Origin of the sequence: Exiguobacterium sp. s78, assembly GCF_018618985.1 — a bacterium.
Classification (GTDB): domain Bacteria; phylum Bacillota; class Bacilli; order Exiguobacteriales; family Exiguobacteriaceae; genus Exiguobacterium_A; species Exiguobacterium_A abrahamii.
This window is the reverse complement of record NZ_JACSNB010000002.1, coordinates 47031-62162: the sequence shown is the minus strand read 5'-3', so window position 1 is coordinate 62162 and position 15132 is coordinate 47031. Positions and strand designations below refer to the sequence as shown.

Sequence of the window (15132 nt, the reverse complement as noted above, 5' to 3'; positions counted from 1 at the left end):
CACGCAACTCCTACAGGAAAAAGCGCATCTTTGCGCTGTCAGAGACAAACAAGACCCGCTTTCCTGCTTGAATAAAGCAGGAAAACTGGCTTGTGTCTCGCCTGAAGAAAGGGCGTGAAAAGACGCGTCATTCTTTTTTGAGTCAGCCTCTTTTCTTATACTTTACGAAAAGTTCTTCTTTGCACTTCAGCCTTAAAATCGATACACTAGGGACAATGAGTTTCATATCTAAAGGAGATGCTTTATGGTTGCCTTTCTGCAATTTTATGCGTTCATCTTTGCTTGTTGTTTTGCTTGGCAAGTTGGTCGACCATCCCCTTGGTCACAAAAGATCGTTCGTGCCTTTTTAACAAGTGTCAACGGGCTCTTCGTATTCGCACGTGCCTCGATTTCAATCTTTTTATTAGTTGGACCACTATTACTCGTCACCTATCTTGTCTTCCCACGGTTAATCGCTTTTGAAAATGGTTTAGCGATGGTGATCAGCGTGCTTGTCATCGGACTGGTTGATCGTCTCGTCAGTCTCGTCGTTCTGCCACTCATACGTTCCTTTTTCTTAAAACGTCAACGCGTCATGCCACAATCGGTGGAAATGGTGCTTTATACGATGGCAATGGCTGTCTTGCTCTTTATACAGCTTCATGCTGTTCCTGGCGTTCAACTTCATGTAGCGTTAACGATTTTCCTTGGTTTTACGATCTATTTCGCCCATTATCTATTTGCCTTATACCGGATTCGTCTTATGAAAAAGAAGCTAACGACTGTTGCTCAAGATCAAGACGAGGAACGAAAAGTCTCTTAATTCGAATGCAACGAAAGATGATTTCCTATCGGGAATCGTCTTTTTTTGTTTTCTGACAAATAACGTTGACAATGATAATCGTTATCATTTATAGTGAAAAAGTACTCAGTGAGGAGATGAAACGGATGCATGCCCAACAAGTGATTGAAACACGCCGGTCGATCCGGTCCTATACGGAACAACCCGTTCCGGTCGAATTGGTAGAAGCATTACTCGACACGGCGATTTATGCCCCGAATCATAAATTACGAGAGCCTTGGCGCTTTGTTCTCGCAATCGAAGACGGACAAACACGGTATGTCGATGCCTTGATGGAATTGCTGACAGCGCGTGGTCAATTCGAGACGAAAACGTCTGAACAACGTCAACAGGCTGAACAAAAATTACGGGAAGTCCCGGTTTATTTAACGGTACTTTGTCAGGTACAAGGGACACCGGATCAACAGCTAGAGGATACACTTGCAACTGCTGCGATGATTCAAAATCTGCAGTTGGTAGCAACAGAACGAGGTCTTGGGTGTTGCTGGAAGAGCGGAAAACACTGGTTCACACCAGAGTATGCCTCACTCGTTGACGCTTCTGAAAACGAACGCGTCCTCGGCGTCATTCAAATCGGCTGGCCTGCCATCGTTCCACCTGTCAAACCTAGAACGTCCGCAAAGGACAAGTTGACGCACTTTTAAGAGGTGCGCATTCTGCGAGCTACCCCTGCTCGCGCCAATCAAGCCCCAATTCAAAAATAAAAACGTTCCGATGACGTCTCTCTCCCCAAACGGAGACGCAATCGGAACGTTTTTCTGTATTCACACTGGTGTTTTCGTATAGACAGGCGCCTCTGGAATCGTGTCATATAACATATGGTCGACGATTCGTTTGGTCGCTTCTCCGTCCTGATACGTAAAGAACTGATTCGCAAATGTCTCGATTTTCTGTGTATCGAATTGCCCACGTTTAATCCAAGCAATGACGTCTTCGAACGTCGACACGATTGGTCCCGGTACGAACGTTTCATATGGGAAGTAGAAATCGCGTTCTGCTTTATACGACTGAAGATCGTTAACGAGAAAAATCATCGGCTTCTGCAACAAGGCAAACTCAAAGATGACAGACGAATAATCCGTAATCAGAATATCCGCAATCTGCATCAAATCATTGATGTCCGGATAGTCTGTCATGTTAATGATTTGATCCGTATACGCGTCCGGTACGACGGGTGGATTGAGAACAAACGGGTGCATGCGAAGCAAGAGGACTGTATCCGGTCCAAGCTCTCGACGGAACTTCTCAAAATCAAGCTCTTGATCGTAATGTGCCGTTGTCTGTCCATTTCCTCGGAACGTCGGCGCGAGTAAGATGATTCGTTTCTTGCGCCATTCTGGATATCGGTCATACAACTTTTCTCGAACACGGGCTTGACGTGCTGTGTTCAGTAGCTGATCCGTCCGTGGAACCCCTAATGGATAGATCCTTTTCTGCTCCATTCCGAAAGCATCCGCATATGGTGCGATACATGCTTCACCAGAAACATAGACCTTGCTATAGTTCCGGTGAATCTGGACCATCTTCAAATAATCATCATCCGGTGAATAGGATTTATCAAGCACACTATAGCCGAACTTTTTAAAGGCTCCACAAGCATGCCATAGCTGAATGACTTCTGTCCCTTCCCGTAAGGACGACACATATACAGGGTAATAATAATCATCAATGATGAAGTAACGAGCAGTCGCTAACTCGTACGTCGCTCGCATCATATGAAAGACGTATTGAATTTGTCCCGCCAACGATTGAGGGAATCGCTTTAACAAAAAAACGTATTCATACCCTAAGTCGCGACGTTCGAGTTCATCGTAGACGGCACGAAAGTTATCGACAAGACGATCGGAACGATACGTCGCAAAGACGACTTTTTTCGGTTGAATCGGTAACCGTTTCGTCAACCAGTACGTCACAGCAAGCAGATAGTGGACCGTCCGTCGTTGCAATAACCGAATTTTTTGTTTCATAGACGATTCTCCTCTTTTTCAGCGCACATCGTTACATGCACCATTCCATGACCGTCTTTCCGAACCGGTTCGTTAAATCGTTTTCAAACGCTTTATGGATATCTTCGATTTGTCGAATTTGGAAGACGCCTGAAACAAGGTTCGATAAATAAGCTGGAATATCAGGATGTGCTTGATACAATTCCATCGTCCGTGCGAAATCAGCCGGTGTACTCCGACTTGAACCATAGACACGAAGACCTTTTTCAAGAATCATCCGCGTGTTGATCGCGACGGCATCCTCTGATACACCGAGTAACGCCATCGTGCCTTCCGGAATGATATAGTCGATCATCTGATTGATCGCATATTGACTGCCAATTCCCCCAACACATTCGAAACCGTGGTTGAAGGAGACATCGGCTGGAATCTGATCGATGTGGTACGTCTCGTCTGCAAACGAGAAATAGTCAAGCTTCGACTGCGTTTTGCCAAAGACAAGTAATTTCGCTTCCGGATACAACTTACGTAGCAAGAGTGCTGTGATGAAGCCAAGGTTCCCGTCACCCCACACTCCGAACGTCTCCCGACGCGGATGGGCAATCTTTTCGAAACGAGTCAAGGCATGGACCGATACACTGACGAGCTCAGTGAATGCCGCGACTTCAGGGTCAAGATCATCCGGTACCTCGACAAGACGATCTGCTTTTAAGAACACATAGTCTTGCATATAGCCATCATATCCACTCGAACGGAAACGACTCGTTCGCAAATAGTTTTCACCGATGATGTCATCTTCTTCCGTCGGTGTATTCGGAACCATCGCGACGAGTGTTCCCTTCTTGAATGTTCCACTCGGATCATGTACGACTTTTCCGATGCCTTCATGAATCATCGCCATCGGTAATTTTTTCGCCAATACTTCCGCACTACGGCTCCCCGTGAAGTAGCGTTGATCCGCGTGACAAATCGATAAATACGTTGGACGCACGACAACACGATCGGTATTCAATGACCGTTCATCATATGTCACTTCGATTTGACGCGGGGCGACGAGTTGATAGACTTGGTTAATCATTGATGAATCCGCTCCTTCAAGATAGCATTCGCAATCCGTAGGTCGTATGGTGTCGTCACTTTAATATTGAACAGTTCACCCGTGACGAGCGCCACATCTTCTCCTTTAAGTAAAAGAATCTTACAAGCATCCGTCAAAATCGCTCGTTCTTCCGTCGAAAGCGACTCATAATGCGATTTCAACTTCGTGATCTGGAAACTTTGTGGTGTCTGCCCTTGATACATTTGATCACGAACCGGAATATCTGTGATCGTTTTACCGTTCGTTGACGCGACGATCGTATCGATTGCTGAAATGACTGTGTCGCATGAACCGAATTCTTGTGCTGCTTCAATGTTTTCTTTAATGATGCGGTGCGTCAAGAACGGACGGACAGCGTCGTGTGTGACGATGATATCTTCCTCAGACAGACCGTTTTTCTCTTCGATCCAGTTCACCGCTGCCATGATCGATTCATTTCGATCCTGTCCACCCGGTGTAATGACGAGGCGTTCATCTTTTCCAATGTATTTCTCCAAAATATCGCGCGTATAGTTAATCCAAGCAGTCGGTGTGACGATGATGATGCGGTCAAAATCCTCATGTAATAGGAATTTCTCTACTGTATGGACGATGATTGGACGTTCTCCGATCGATAAGAATTGTTTCGGTCGATCGACATTCCCCATCCGTGTTCCTTTTCCTCCAGCTAAAATGGCTGCATAAATCATCTTCTGGCGCAGTGTCTCGTTGACTCTTCCAAACGAGACGACCTGCTTCCCTCCCTTATGAAATAATCGAATTTCGGTTTTCTTTCCCTAGCGTTCAGGGTATGTGTAATGGTGCAGTCTGTGTTGAAGTGTTATTTTACAAAAACACAAAAAAATAAAGAAATCCCTATTAATTTTAATGTCTCACGATATAATGAGTGGTGATTTCTAGTTTCACTATACTATGTTCACGTAAAATTTAAAAATCTATCATGATTGTGTAAATGCATTGTAATTATTCGAGCGAGGAGAGATGGTTTTGATCGAAGAGACACTAACCCCTACTTTACATGCTGAGGTCACCTACTTGGAATTAGCTGGAACGACGTTTCGTTTCGAAGCACGTTTAAGTGGATTGGCTGATTTTTTGCGTGCCGAACAAACGTTATTTGAAAATCCTACATCGCAACAGCAACCTGAACTTGAGGAACATGACGATGAGTATATTCAGTCTGAACCTGCCGAAGCATTGATACCGCTTGAACGTGCCATTGTCTTCCGTAATAAACGAAACAAACGGACGTTCATTTGTCGCTTTCCGTTCGAAGGTGACTGGACGGAAGAAGCCTTTACAGGCGAATTGAACCTGAATCATATCACGCCGACCGGTCGTCCATTGCCGATGGGCTATTTTGATGCGTTCTTCGCCATCGTCCAAGGAAAGACGATCTTACATGAAGCGCCTTTTGGTGATACGCGTTCGTTAATCCCAGTCGCTTACCGCGTCGATACAAAACATAGTAACGCCTTGATCTTACTCGAATATGAACTTGTCGTGCAGTATTCGGAATACAGCAACTCTTTAGGTTTCCATTCCCTGAAGAAAGGCGAATCGAAACGTCTAATCCAAGTCATCGATCGCTATAAGAAGTGGAAGAAGAACATGAAGAAGCGCGCGTTCAAGTTCCGCCGTTTCACATTTAAGGCGATTTATAACGTCACGAAATGGACGCAACCGATCCAAGAGAACAAAGTCATCCTCGCTTCGGATTCACGGAGTGATATCAGTGGGAACTTTGCTTATATCTTAGATGAAGTCAAGCGTCGCGATCTTGATCTCGATGTGAAGACCTTCTTCAAACCGAATCTCCAGTCTCGTCGTGATTGGCGTGACAAGTTTACCTTGCCATACCATTTAGCGACAGCAAAGACGATTCTTGTCGATGACTTCTATCCGATGATCTATCCGTTGAATATTCGTAAAGGCAGTGATTTGGTTCAAGTCTGGCATGCCGTTGGCGCCTTCAAGACATTCGGGTACAGCCGTCTCGGAAAACCAGGTGGTCCAAGCGCAAACTCGCTCAGTCATCGAAACTACACGAAAGCCATCGTCAGCTCCCATAATGTCGCCCGTCATTATGCAGAAGGCTTCGGATTACGGGAAGATCAAGTCATCGCGACCGGTATTCCACGGACGGATATGTTCTTCGATCAACCGTTCATCGAGGAAGCAAAAGCACGTATCTATGAGGAATATCCCATCTTCAAACAAAAGAAAGTCATTATGTTCGCGCCGACGTTCCGAGGAAATGGTGCGAAGAGTGCCTATTATGATTTTGATCAACTCGATCTCGATGCGCTGTACGAAGCACTTCATGAGGAGTACGTCTTCGTCCTTAAACTGCATCCATTCATCCGCCGCCGGATGGAGATTCCAGAAGTCTACGCTGACTTCTTCCTCGATTTGACGGATCATCGTGAAATCAATGAGTTGCTGTTCGTCTCAGATATCTTGATTACGGATTACTCATCAACGTGTTTCGAGTTCTCCCTATTGAATCGACCGATGTTGTTCTTCGCGTATGACCTTGAGGACTACATCTCAAAACGTGATTTCTATTACGACTTCGAAGAATTCGTTCCGGGTCCAATCGTCAAGACATCGGACGAATTGATTGAACGGATTAAAAACAAAGACTTCGAAATGCATAACGTCAAAGCATTCGCAGAGTATTTCTTTGAACATCAAGACGGGAAATCGAGCGCCCGGTTCGTTGATCAAATCCTGCTGGGTGAGAAAAAATGAATCGCTCCATCAAACCAGTGACCACACCAGCGTACGATCATTGGCTTGGGAACTATAAGGTCTTACTCATCTTCATGGTCGTCTTCGGTCATTTGATCGAGACGTTCCGTGATTTACCGGGAAACGATAGTGTGAGGATGGCGTATAACGTCATTTACTTGTTGCACATGCCCGCCTTCATTTTCATGAGCGGCTACTTTTTCAAACAAGTTCGACCTCAACGCATCCTCGCCTTCGTTGCCCTATATTTCATCTGGCAATCGATTCACGAAATCTATTTGTCCTACACGCAGGATGATTCCTTACGTGAGATGCTCGATGGGTTACTCCATCCGCTCGTTCCGAATTGGACGCTTTGGTATCTGCTTGGGATCATCATTTGGCAAACCGTCACACCGGCATTCCAGGTGATGCGTTTCCCGCTGATCGTCAGTATCTTATTTGCGTTATTGATCAATGCCAACCCAGATTCAATCACGAACTTCCTGTCGTTACAAAAAGTCGTCAGTTTTTATCCGTTCTTTTTGATGGGTTACCTCGTCAAAGAGCGCGGTTGGCTGACTGACGCCGGCTGGCGAAAGCAGATGACGGCACCAATCGGTCGACTGATTGGACTAATCGTCTCAATCTTGATTGCCGTCTTCATGATTGTCTGGACGAAAAACGGATTTGATACGGTCTGGCTCTTCTACCGCGACACCTACGGGGAATTTGAAGTCTCGCTTCTGAAGGGAGCAGCGATTCAATTGTTCCTCTATGCCGTCAGTACGATCATGATCTTCTCGGTCTTGTTGCTCGTGCCGCATCGGTCATTCGGAGATCGATTCGACCAGATCGGCATCCAGACGCTTGCGATCTACTTGATTCACTCGTTCATCGTCCGTTTGTTCCGTGATTCGGTTCCACCAGCCATTACGGAGTCGCCACTGTTACTGATCGGACTGTCGTTCTTGCTCGCTACCGGATTCGTCTGGTTGCTCTCGAGTCGACTCGTCGTGACAATCTTCCGACCGTTGCTGTCACCGAACATCAAATGGTTATTAAAAAAAGACCAATAAATCTGAACCGAGGCTGACTCAAAAGTCAGTCTCTACAAAGATAAGGGTGGCAGAATAAAAATCTGCCACCCTTATCTCGTAACACAAAAAATGGTGCGTCACACGCCACTCCTACAGGAAAAGCGCATTTATGCGCTGTCAGAGACGAACAAGACCCGCTTTCCTGCTTAAATGAAGCAGGAAAACTGGCTTGTGTCTCGCCTGAGGAAAGGGCGTGAAAAGACGCGTCATTCTTTTTTTGAGTCAGCCCCTTTTTCGAATCCTCGACTCGTCTGCGTTGACAGGCGCTTTAGCTTGAATCTAAGATAATGAAGGTGAAACAAATAACCGCTTACAGAAAGCGGGTCGAAAGAAGGGGTCCCCTTGCACGCGGATCAACGAAAAAAATTAACGGTCCTCATGATCAATATGTTCATTGCGGTCGGGAGCTTCGGGATCATCATTCCGATTCTACCCGCTTACTTAGCTTCGATTGGACAAGGTGGAACGGCTGCCGGATTAATGATCGCCATCTTTGCCGGAGCACAGCTCGTCATGTCACCGATTGCCGGAAAATGGGCGGACCAATACGGTCGTCGCAAGATGATCATCTATGGATTGATCGGCTTGACGCTCTCGATGTTTGTCTTCTACTTCTCGAATTCCGTCACGGTCCTCTACATCTCGCGCGCAATCGGCGGTGCCGGTGCTGCACTTCTGATTCCAGCAATTTTTGCTTACGTCGCGGACATCACGACGATGGATCAACGCGCAAAAGGAAACAGTTACGTCTCAGCTGCGATGTCACTCGGAATCGTCATCGGTCCTGGAATCGGTGGTTTCCTTGCCGAGTATGACTTAAAATTGCCACTACTCGTCTCAGCAATCGTCTCAGGGGCAGCCGTCTTGTTCAGCGTCCTGTTACTTCAAGAAAGCGAAACACACGATGCGACAGCGATGGCACCAGACGAAGGTTCGATGCTCAAGAAACTGGGAACGTCGTTTAAGAAACCGTACTTCGTACCGCTCGTCATAACACTCGTCATGAGCTTCGGTCTCATGGCATACGAATCAGTACTTGGTCTATTCGTCGATGACCAATTCGGTGCTTCACCGAAAGACATCGCGATCATGGTGACGTCGACCGGTATCATCAGCGTCATTGCTCAAATCTTCATCGTTGATAAGTTGTCACGTAGTCTCGGAGAAGGAAAGGTCTTGAACCTATTCCTGTTCATCGCAGCGCTCGGCTTCCTGTTGTCATTATTGACATCAAGTTACGGTGGATTCTTTGCGATCACCCTCGTCATCTTCCTCGCGACGTCAATTTTACGTCCCGTCTTGAATACGATGATTTCAAAGCTCGCTGGTAATGAGCAAGGCTTTGCTATGGGAATGAACAACGCCTACATGAGCATCGGGAACGTGCTCGGACCGACGCTTGCGGGTGTCCTGTATGACGTCAACATTCTCTATCCGTTCGCACTCGGTCTGATTTTCCTCGTCGTGACGTTCATCGGATCATTCATCTGGCAAAAACGTCAAGCACGATTAATTGCCAAGGTCGAACAGAGTTCTTAAACGCATCAAAAATAGCCTCGATTGCTCCATCCCATCGGACAGAGCAGTCGAGGCTATTTCGTTTAACGATATTCGCCCGTTATACGGATTGTTCCTCTGTTCTTGACACAAGCAGTTTCGCAACGATTTCTGTTAACAAGAAGACGAAGACGATTCCTGTAAAATCTAGCGTCAACCACGGCATCAGACCGCAGCCGATTAAAAGTGTCCCAATCATTAACGGACGATACGAAGAAAAGGATGGTCGCTTCGAACGGACACTCAAAAGGATGCTCACGACACCAAGCACGATAAGCCATGTCACCGAAATATTATAGAAAAAGTGATCGACCAGTAAAAACAGACCAATCGGATATAGTGGAACCCACCAACGGTTCATACCGATACCTCCCATTTTCTTTTCAGTATCGCATGATTTGAATTGATTCCCTTTATTTTGAAATCACTTATCCGTACTGCTTTTGATGCGCACGTTTAAGTTCAAGGTATTCTTCATCCGCCCGGATCAAATCCCATTTTTCTTGAAAGATGGCCGCAGATTTTGCTTTTTCTTCGTCAATCTCGCGCGTGTGCAATTCTTTAGTCTCTTTATCTTTATATTTGCGTCCACCCTTGTAGTTCGCGTAACGTCGTGCGCGCGTATGTCCCATCTGAATGAACTTCCGCGCCATATCCATGCCGACGAAGTCCCCGTCTTCTTTATAAGCTAAATACATCTTATAAATTTTCTCAGACGATTCCTTCGCGATGTCCGGCGTCTTAAAACGCCAATGCGGCAAAATCTCACTTTTATAAGGTTCGACGAGTAAGACCCCTTGCTCCCCACGTCCAACCCGGTACTTTTCCGGCTCCTTACGAAAATCCGTCGTCTTGAAATCGAGATCGTAATCAAACGGCATCCCGGCCACGCTCCCTTCTACTTCGAAACGTTCCCTTCCCGTCCGTTCATCAATCCTCGATTCGGTAGAGTCCCTGCGTATAAATCGTCGCTAAGACGTGCGCGATCTCTTCAATCGTCGCTGTCGCCTCTTCGCGGACGACTTCGAATAAATACATCTCATTCGCGAAGAACCAGCCACGGGCGACGAGTTTTGGATCGACATCTTGCCGTGCGAGTCCTGTCTCCTGCGCATACTGGATATCCTGACTGATCCGATCAATAAAGCGTTCCCGAATCGCTTTCCATTTTGCACGGACGATGTAAGACACGCCGATCGCTTGCTCGACAATCCGTAGTATCGCTCGTTCTTCTTCCGCGAGACGTAAGAAATCCGTCGCTTGCGTCACGATGCGTTCCTTTGCCTCCATCGACGTAGTCGGTTCGAATGTTCGTTCCGCGATTGCGTGGAAGCGGCTCATGACATCTTCCATCAGGACGACGAGCAGCTCATCTTTTCCTTCAAAATGGACATAAGCCGTTCCGTAACCGACGCCAGCTTGTTTAATCACTTGTGAAATCGTTGCCGTTTGAAATCCTTGTTCTAAGAAGACGTCACGTGCCGCACTCAACAGTTTCTCGCGTGTCCGCACCGTGCGCAGATGACGTTTATCGATTTTTTCTGGTTGAGAAGATGACATGTCCTTCACTCCTTTTGTTTTCTCTATTCGATAATATTGACACAATGTCAATTTGTTTGCTACGCTTTTGTCAAAATTGATTGAGCATTCATTTGAGGAGGATGACGTATGACACTGCAAGCAAAACGGAGCGATGCTATTGCTCTGGACGAGCAAGATGCACTCGCTGCCTATCGTGATGAGTTTTATCTGCAACCGGGTAGTATCTATATGGACGGAAACTCGCTCGGTTTATTATCGAAGCGTGCCGAGAAGACGTTGCTCGAGTCGCTATCAGACTGGAAAGAACTCGGAATCGATGGCTGGATGAAAGGACGTCATCCTTGGTTCGAATTATCGGAACGTCTCGCTGCTCTCAACGCTCCGCTCGTCGGCGCACAAGCTGAAGAAGTCATGGTCACCGGTTCGACGACCGTCAATCTCCATCAACTCGTCGCGACATTCTTCCAACCAACAGAAGGACGAGATAAGATTTTAGCGGATGCGCTGACGTTCCCGTCGGATATCTATGCCCTCCAAAGCCAACTTCGCTTACGTGGCCTGGATCCGGAGACACACCTCGTCCAAGTTCCGAGTCGGGATGGTCGCTTTTTAGAAGAAGATGATATCATCGCCGCGATGACGGATGATATCGCGTTGATCGTCTTGCCGGCGGTACTTTACCGAAGTGGACAAATTCTCGATATGGAGCGTTTGACGAAGGCGGCACACGACCGTGGCATCCTGATCGGTTTTGATGGTTGTCATTCCGTCGGAGCCGTTCCCCACGCGTTCCATGACTGGGGCGTCGACTTTGCCTACTGGTGTAATTACAAACACTTGAACGGTGGTCCTGGAACGGTTGGTGGATTATTCGTCCACGAACGTCATTTCGGAACGTTGCCTGGTCTGACGGGCTGGTTTGGTTCGCGTAAGGATAAGCAGTTCGATATGGATCATACGATGACACCGGCGGCGCATGCCGGTGCCTTCCAGATCGGGACACCACACGTCTTAAGTCTTGCTCCACAAATCGGTGCATTAGAGATGTTTGACGAAGTCGGTATCGAAGCCGTTCGGACAAAATCACTCGCGTTGACGCAGTACATGATGGAACTCGTCGAGCAGGAACTCACACCGTACGGTTTCGTCATCGGAAATCCGGTCGATGATAAACGCCGTGGGGCGCATCTCAGCCTCGAGCACCCGGAAGCAGCACGGATTTGTAAAGCACTCAAGGAAAATCGGATCATTCCCGATTTTCGGGCGCCGAACATCGTCCGTCTAGCACCCGTCGCTCTCTATAATACGTTTACCGATGTCTATGACGTCGTCGCGACACTCAAACGAATCATGAAAGATAAAGAATACGAACGTTTCGCGAATGAACGCGAAGTCGTTGCTTAAGGAGTACACCATGGAACAACCTACTGAACTACGGCGTGAACTCAAGACACGCCAACTCACGATGATTGCGATGGGCTGTGCGATCGGAACCGGTCTTTTCCTCGGAAGTGGACTTGCGATCGGGCTTGCCGGACCGAGCGTTTTGATCAGTTACGCAGTCGGCGCCTTCATCGTCCTACTTTTAATGGGCTGTCTCGCTGAAATGACGGTCGCTCATCCAACATCTGGCTCGTTCGGTACGATTGCCGAACGATACATTAGTCCATATGCGGGTTTTCTCGTCCGCTATTCATACTGGATCGCAAACGTTCTCGCGATCGGTGTCGAAGTCAGTGCGATTGCGATCTATATGAAATACTGGTTCCCCGACGTTCCCGGGGTCGTCTGGATTCTCGTATTCGCTGCCGCGTTGATTTACATCAATGCCACGACAGTCAATACGTTCGCGACCTTCGAATACTGGTTCTCAGTCATTAAAATCAGTGCCATCTTGCTATTCATTTTGCTTGGTGCCTACTTGGTTATCGGTAGTCCAAGTCCTGAGATTGGTCCACAAAACTTCACGAACGACGGTGGTTTCATGCCGTTCGGCTTCTCAGGTCTCTGGATCGCAATCTTCATCTCCCTGTTCAGCTTCCTCGGAACGGAATTGATTGCTGTCACTGCTGGTGAAGCGAAGGACCCAGATGTCGCCGTACCGAAAGCATTAAAAGCGACGGTCTTCCGTCTCTCGACGTTTTATGTCGTCACGATTGCTTTGATGTTGATGATCGTCCCATGGCAACAAGCAGGCGGTGTCGATCAAAGTCCGTTCGTTAAAGTAATGGAGATGCTATCGATTCCATATGCAGGCGGTATCATGAACTTCATCATCCTGACAGCGGCGCTGTCTGCGATGAACAGTCAACTGTACGCTTCGACACGGATGATGTATTCGTTATCGAAGGCAACGTATGCGCCAAAAGTATTTGGACGCTTGAATCGAAAAGGTGTACCACTCTTCGCACTCGCCTTATCGACACTCGGCATTTTTCTCGCAGCGATCATCAGCAGTCAATCGAGCGTTTCTTATCCATTCATGATGGGGATTTCGATGTTCGGGGCGATTTTCACATGGTTCATGATTTTCATCTCCCATCTGTACTTCCGTAAAGTCTGGGAACGTGAAGGTGGACGGACGTTACCGGTTCGGATGATGGGCTATCCGTATCTGACTGCCCTCGGTGCATTGTTGTTATTCGCACTCGTCCTAACGACATGGTTCACGGATTTCCAAATCGTCTTGAAGTTTGGTGTACCGTGGTTAGTGTTCTTATCGATCGCCTATTTCTTCTGGAAACGGGCGCATCCGGAACAACCACAGACCGCTGAAAAACGAAAACTAAATTAATTCGATAAAGGGGATGAACGGGAATGACAAAGACAGATCCTACGTCTATTGAAGCATCGATTCAAACGGATTTTAAGAAAGATATGTCCTACGGGGATTATTTGCAACTAGATCCATTGCTTACGAGTCAACATCGCTTATCGGGGCATCATGACGAGATGCTGTTCATCATCATTCATCAAACGAGCGAACTCTGGATGAAGCTGATCCTGCATGAGATGCGAGCAGCGACGCAAGCGGTCGCAAACGATGATCTCGAATCATCGTTTAAGATGCTCGCACGTATCTCAAAGATTCAACACCAGTTGATTCAGTCGTGGAATGTCTTGTCGACCTTGACCCCTGCCGAATATCTGGAATTCCGTGATGCGCTTGGTCACTCATCCGGTTTTCAATCGTATCAAAACCGTCAAATCGAATTCGCGCTCGGCTTCAAGAATGAGCAGATGCTAAAAGTGTATGCGCATGACGAAACACTCTATCCGATGATGCTCGAAGACTTGAAGACACCAAGCATCTACGACGAAACGATCCGGGCGATGGCGCGCCATGGGCTACCGATCGACCAATCCGTCCTTGATCGTGATGTCACGCAAGACTGGACGCCGAATGCAAGTGTCGAAGCAGCTTGGGCGACCGTCTATCGGGATGTCGAACAATACTGGGATCTGTATGAGCTCGGTGAAAAACTACTTGATATCGGGAGCCAGCAGCAGATGTGGCGCTTTAACCATATGAGTACCGTCGAACGGATCATCGGACAAAAGCCAGGAACGGGCGGTTCTTCTGGCGTCAGTTATCTACGACGTGTGCTCGACCACCGATTCTTCCCGGAACTGTGGTCAGTCCGCACGACATTATGAGGAGGATGAAGCGATGACACGATGGATTGATGTTTCACAACCACTTGATCGCCACGTCACGACGTGGCCGGGAGATACACCTTTTGAAGCGACATTGACATGGAATAAGGCAGACACCGGTTCCGTTAACGTCGGAAAGGTAACGATGAGTCTGCATACTGGCACTCATGTCGACGCGCCGTTTCATTTTGACGATGCTGGACAAAAAATCATCGACCTTGATCTGGATCTCTACATCGGACATGCGCGTGTCATTTACTTACCAGGTCGTACAGAAATCACAGCCGCTGATTTAGATGGCTTTGAGCTAAATGACGTCCAGCGCTTGATCATCAAAACGGATGGTTGGATCGACAAATCAACTTTCCCAGAAACGATTCCCGTCTTGACGCCAAGTCTTGCTGAGCGTCTCGGAGAACTCGGGATTTCGCTGATTGGTCTCGACTTACCAAGCGTCGATGCGATCGATAGTAAGGAAATGGCGGCCCATCACGCACTGGCGCAGCATGGAGTCCATATCCTTGAAGGACTCGTCCTTGATGCGATCACGCCTGGTGATTACCACCTCAACGCTGTTCCACTTCCGCTCGTCGACGGCGACGGTAGTCCCGTTCGTGCCTTACTTCGTCCATACTAAAAAATCCGTCCAGCAGGCTC

Annotated in this window: 15 protein-coding genes; 9 read left to right on the top strand and 6 right to left on the bottom strand. The window is 47.5% G+C overall.

Going from position 1 to position 15132, the window contains the following annotated elements; all coding sequences use genetic code 11:
• Positions 1–244 precede the first annotated feature (244 nt).
• Together KNQ18_RS11770 and KNQ18_RS11765 are read left to right on the top strand one after the other, a co-directional pair.
• Positions 245–802: a hypothetical protein gene (locus KNQ18_RS11770; RefSeq protein WP_149426644.1), complete on the top strand. Its 558-nt coding sequence runs from the start codon at positions 245–247 to the stop codon at positions 800–802.
• A 125-nt stretch (positions 803–927) separates the two neighbouring features.
• Positions 928–1485: a nitroreductase family protein gene (locus KNQ18_RS11765; RefSeq protein ID WP_023466727.1), complete on the top strand. Its 558-nt coding sequence runs from the start codon at positions 928–930 to the stop codon at positions 1483–1485.
• Between the two features lie 120 nt (positions 1486–1605).
• On the opposite strand, the gene KNQ18_RS11760 is transcribed toward KNQ18_RS11765, so the two are convergent.
• The 3 genes from KNQ18_RS11760 to KNQ18_RS11750 are packed head-to-tail and all read right to left on the bottom strand — an operon-like array spanning position 1606 to position 4575.
• Positions 1606–2808 carry a CDP-glycerol glycerophosphotransferase family protein gene (locus KNQ18_RS11760; RefSeq protein ID WP_149426643.1) on the bottom strand — a complete coding sequence of 401 codons (1203 nt, stop codon included), beginning with the start codon at positions 2806–2808 and terminating at the stop codon, positions 1606–1608.
• Between the two features lie 31 nt (positions 2809–2839).
• Positions 2840–3865, bottom strand: a complete 1026-nt coding sequence (locus KNQ18_RS11755) for a ribitol-5-phosphate dehydrogenase (RefSeq protein ID WP_215084916.1) — start codon at positions 3863–3865, stop codon at positions 2840–2842.
• On the bottom strand, positions 3862–4575 hold the full coding sequence (locus KNQ18_RS11750) for an IspD/TarI family cytidylyltransferase (protein WP_056064491.1): 714 nt from the start codon (positions 4573–4575) through the stop codon (positions 3862–3864). Before KNQ18_RS11750 ends, KNQ18_RS11755 begins: the two co-directional genes overlap by 4 nt.
• A 292-nt stretch (positions 4576–4867) precedes the next feature.
• On the opposite strand from KNQ18_RS11750, the gene KNQ18_RS11745 reads away from it, so the two are divergent.
• From KNQ18_RS11745 to KNQ18_RS11735, 3 genes are all read left to right on the top strand, one after another.
• Positions 4868–6640 carry a CDP-glycerol glycerophosphotransferase family protein gene (locus tag KNQ18_RS11745; RefSeq protein ID WP_214805842.1) on the top strand — a complete coding sequence of 591 codons (1773 nt, stop codon included), beginning with the start codon at positions 4868–4870 and terminating at the stop codon, positions 6638–6640.
• Complete coding sequence (locus KNQ18_RS11740) at positions 6637–7698, top strand: acyltransferase family protein (protein ID WP_214805840.1); 1062 nt, start codon at positions 6637–6639, stop codon at positions 7696–7698. Before KNQ18_RS11745 ends, KNQ18_RS11740 begins: the two co-directional genes overlap by 4 nt.
• 363 nt (positions 7699–8061) lie before the next feature.
• Positions 8062–9258 carry an MFS transporter gene (locus KNQ18_RS11735; protein ID WP_214805837.1) on the top strand — a complete coding sequence of 399 codons (1197 nt, stop codon included), beginning with the start codon at positions 8062–8064 and terminating at the stop codon, positions 9256–9258.
• Between the two features lie 79 nt (positions 9259–9337).
• Here KNQ18_RS11735 and KNQ18_RS11730 read toward each other — a convergent pair whose 3' ends face one another.
• The 3 genes from KNQ18_RS11730 to KNQ18_RS11720 all read right to left on the bottom strand — a co-directional run bounded on the left by KNQ18_RS11730 (position 9338) and on the right by KNQ18_RS11720 (position 10836).
• The gene (locus KNQ18_RS11730; protein WP_214805835.1) at positions 9338–9637 is read right to left on the bottom strand and encodes a hypothetical protein; all 300 of its coding nucleotides are present in this window, start codon (positions 9635–9637) and stop codon (positions 9338–9340) included.
• Positions 9638–9704: 67 nt separating this feature from the next.
• Positions 9705–10157 carry a DUF4385 domain-containing protein gene (locus tag KNQ18_RS11725; protein ID WP_214805833.1) on the bottom strand — a complete coding sequence of 151 codons (453 nt, stop codon included), beginning with the start codon at positions 10155–10157 and terminating at the stop codon, positions 9705–9707.
• 49 nt (positions 10158–10206) lie between these two features.
• Complete coding sequence (locus KNQ18_RS11720; RefSeq protein ID WP_214805831.1) at positions 10207–10836, bottom strand: TetR/AcrR family transcriptional regulator; 630 nt, start codon at positions 10834–10836, stop codon at positions 10207–10209.
• Between the two features lie 108 nt (positions 10837–10944).
• On the opposite strand from KNQ18_RS11720, the gene kynU reads away from it, so the two are divergent.
• The 4 genes from kynU to kynB are packed head-to-tail and all read left to right on the top strand — an operon-like array spanning position 10945 to position 15112.
• On the top strand, positions 10945–12222 hold the full coding sequence (gene kynU, locus KNQ18_RS11715; protein WP_215084914.1) for a kynureninase: 1278 nt from the start codon (positions 10945–10947) through the stop codon (positions 12220–12222).
• A 10-nt stretch (positions 12223–12232) separates the two neighbouring features.
• Positions 12233–13612 carry an amino acid permease gene (locus KNQ18_RS11710; RefSeq protein ID WP_251133413.1) on the top strand — a complete coding sequence of 460 codons (1380 nt, stop codon included), beginning with the start codon at positions 12233–12235 and terminating at the stop codon, positions 13610–13612.
• A 23-nt stretch (positions 13613–13635) separates the two neighbouring features.
• Complete coding sequence (gene kynA, locus KNQ18_RS11705) at positions 13636–14475, top strand: tryptophan 2,3-dioxygenase (RefSeq protein WP_149426635.1); 840 nt, start codon at positions 13636–13638, stop codon at positions 14473–14475.
• 13 nt (positions 14476–14488) lie between these two features.
• On the top strand, positions 14489–15112 hold the full coding sequence (gene kynB, locus KNQ18_RS11700) for an arylformamidase (RefSeq protein WP_214771994.1): 624 nt from the start codon (positions 14489–14491) through the stop codon (positions 15110–15112).
• The last annotated feature ends 20 nt before the right edge of the window (positions 15113–15132 follow it).

What these genes read in the sequence shown, in the direction of transcription:
- KNQ18_RS11725 (WP_214805833.1), bottom strand. Translation starts at nt 10,157, where the DNA reads ATGCCGTTTGATTACGATCTCGATTTCAAGACGACGGATTTTCGTAAG.
- KNQ18_RS11765 (WP_023466727.1), top strand. Translation starts at nt 928, where the DNA reads ATGCATGCCCAACAAGTGATTGAAACACGCCGGTCGATCCGGTCCTAT.
- kynB (WP_214771994.1), top strand. Translation starts at nt 14,489, where the DNA reads ATGACACGATGGATTGATGTTTCACAACCACTTGATCGCCACGTCACG.
- KNQ18_RS11710 (WP_251133413.1), top strand. Translation starts at nt 12,233, where the DNA reads ATGGAACAACCTACTGAACTACGGCGTGAACTCAAGACACGCCAACTC.
- kynU (WP_215084914.1), top strand. Translation starts at nt 10,945, where the DNA reads ATGACACTGCAAGCAAAACGGAGCGATGCTATTGCTCTGGACGAGCAA.
- KNQ18_RS11720 (WP_214805831.1), bottom strand. Translation starts at nt 10,836, where the DNA reads ATGTCATCTTCTCAACCAGAAAAAATCGATAAACGTCATCTGCGCACG.
- kynA (WP_149426635.1), top strand. Translation starts at nt 13,636, where the DNA reads ATGACAAAGACAGATCCTACGTCTATTGAAGCATCGATTCAAACGGAT.
- KNQ18_RS11730 (WP_214805835.1), bottom strand. Translation starts at nt 9,637, where the DNA reads ATGAACCGTTGGTGGGTTCCACTATATCCGATTGGTCTGTTTTTACTG.
- KNQ18_RS11760 (WP_149426643.1), bottom strand. Translation starts at nt 2,808, where the DNA reads ATGAAACAAAAAATTCGGTTATTGCAACGACGGACGGTCCACTATCTG.
- KNQ18_RS11770 (WP_149426644.1), top strand. Translation starts at nt 245, where the DNA reads ATGGTTGCCTTTCTGCAATTTTATGCGTTCATCTTTGCTTGTTGTTTT.
- KNQ18_RS11745 (WP_214805842.1), top strand. Translation starts at nt 4,868, where the DNA reads ATGGTTTTGATCGAAGAGACACTAACCCCTACTTTACATGCTGAGGTC.
- KNQ18_RS11750 (WP_056064491.1), bottom strand. Translation starts at nt 4,575, where the DNA reads ATGATTTATGCAGCCATTTTAGCTGGAGGAAAAGGAACACGGATGGGG.
- KNQ18_RS11740 (WP_214805840.1), top strand. Translation starts at nt 6,637, where the DNA reads ATGAATCGCTCCATCAAACCAGTGACCACACCAGCGTACGATCATTGG.
- KNQ18_RS11755 (WP_215084916.1), bottom strand. Translation starts at nt 3,865, where the DNA reads ATGATTAACCAAGTCTATCAACTCGTCGCCCCGCGTCAAATCGAAGTG.